Annotated in this window: 1 protein-coding gene; it reads left to right on the plus strand. The window is 65.8% G+C overall.

Annotated features, from left to right (window positions below):
* The first annotated feature begins 329 nt into the window (after positions 1-329).
* Positions 330-1,691 carry a Mu transposase domain-containing protein gene (locus ACJH6J_RS30275; RefSeq protein ID WP_071289820.1) on the plus strand — a complete coding sequence of 454 codons (1,362 nt, stop codon included), beginning with the start codon at positions 330-332 and terminating at the stop codon, positions 1,689-1,691.
* Positions 1,692-1,807 lie beyond the last annotated feature (116 nt).

Consider the following 1,807-nt stretch of genomic DNA (forward strand, 5'->3'; position numbering starts at 1 on the left):
CGCGGCCCTGACCGCCTAAACCATCACATCGAAGAATCACACGACGACGTCGTACACCACGTGGGTGGACTTGACCCGGCTTCGTGCTCGTACAGCCCGATGGTCGTCTCGGCCAACGCGTTGTCGAAAGCATCTCCGACCGCCCCGATCGACGGCACCAGACCTGACGCCGCCAGGGTTTCCCCGAACCGTGACCGCGCTCACTGAAATTCCCCACTGACGCTCATCGAAATTCCCCACCCGTGTGGCTCCGCCGAGAAGGGCGGGCCTCCCTCGATGCTGCTGGTGTCTGACGCCAGTAGCTCCAGTCGAAGGGGGCCCGCTTTCTCATGCTCACATGGGAGGACGACATGGAAGTACACGCCCTACAAAAACGTGGTTGGTCGATCTCTGCGATCGCCCGCCACACCGGTTTCGACCGCAAAACGGTCCGCAAGTACCTGGCCGGTGACGGCCAGCCCGGGGTCCGTGCCCGGCCCGGCCCGGATCCGTTTGATCCGTTCGTCGACTACGTCACCGCGAGGTTGACCGAGGACCCGCATTTGTGGGCGCGCACCCTGTACGACGAACTCGAGAGTCTGGGTTTCGGTTTGTCGTATCAGAGCCTGACCCGCAACATTCGCACCCGCAATCTGCGCCCGGACTGCCAAGCCTGCCGCGCCGCCACCGACCGGCCCAACACCATCATCGCTCATCCACCGGGTGAGGAAACCCAGTGGGACTGGCTGGAATTGCCCGATCCACCCGCATCCTGGGGGTGGGGCAAGAAAGCCTTCCTGCTGGTCGGCTCGCTGGCCCATTCCGGCAAGTGGCGCGCGGTGCTGTCACCGTCGATGGATCAACCCCATCTGGTGGCCGCCATCGACCGCATCGTGCGGGGTCTGGGCGGGCTGACCCGCATCTGGCGGTTCGACCGGATGGCCACCGTCTGCGATCCAGGCTCAGGCCGGGTGACCGCCTCGTTCGCCGGGGTCGCCAAGCACTACGGGGTCTCGGTGGCGATCTGTCCACCACGGCGTGGGAATCGCAAGGGTGTGGTGGAGAAGGTCAATCACACTGCCGCACAACGGTGGTGGCGCACCCTGGCTGACGACATGACCGTCGAGGCGGCACAGGCCAGTGTGGATCGCTTCGCCAATGTTCGTGGTGACACCCGGATCCGGGCCACCGCCGACGGGTGGTCGTCGGTGGCCGTGGTCGCCAAGGCCGAACCCCTCTCGCCGGTGCCGGCGACGCCGTATCCGGTGATCGTGTCAGAAACCCGAACCGCCTCAAGGCAGGCGTTGGTGTCCTACCGCGGCAACCGGTACTCGGTGCCCCCGGAGCTGGCCGCCGCGCAGGTGAGCGTCAGCCATCCGGTTGGTGGTGAGTTCTGCGATATCGCCACCACGACCGGCATCGTGGTGGCGCGGCACCGCATGGCCGCCGATGGGTTGGGGGTGATGGTTCGTGACAGCGGGCACGTCATCGCTCTGGATACCGCCGCGATGGCCACCGCCAACACCGGGCGTCCGCACCGCCGCAAGGAACGCATCCCACCCGGGCCGGCCGCCAATGCCGCTGCCGCGCAACTGGTTCAGTCCCGCGATGCTACGACCTGCATGGTCGAATCCACCACTGCATCAACCGATTCCACTGTCATCGACTTGTCCGTCTACGAGCGGGCCGCCCAGAAAAGGACCCTGCAATGACCCCCACCACACGTACCTCGAAAACCACCATCCGCACCACTGAACCGCCCCAGGTTTTCCGCCGCTGCTATACGGGTTGACGCTCTCGGTCGAGGGCGCTGTAGTGGGCGTGCTCG

This window comes from Mycobacterium sp. SMC-18 (assembly GCF_045310895.1).
GTDB lineage: Bacteria > Actinomycetota > Actinomycetes > Mycobacteriales > Mycobacteriaceae > Mycobacterium.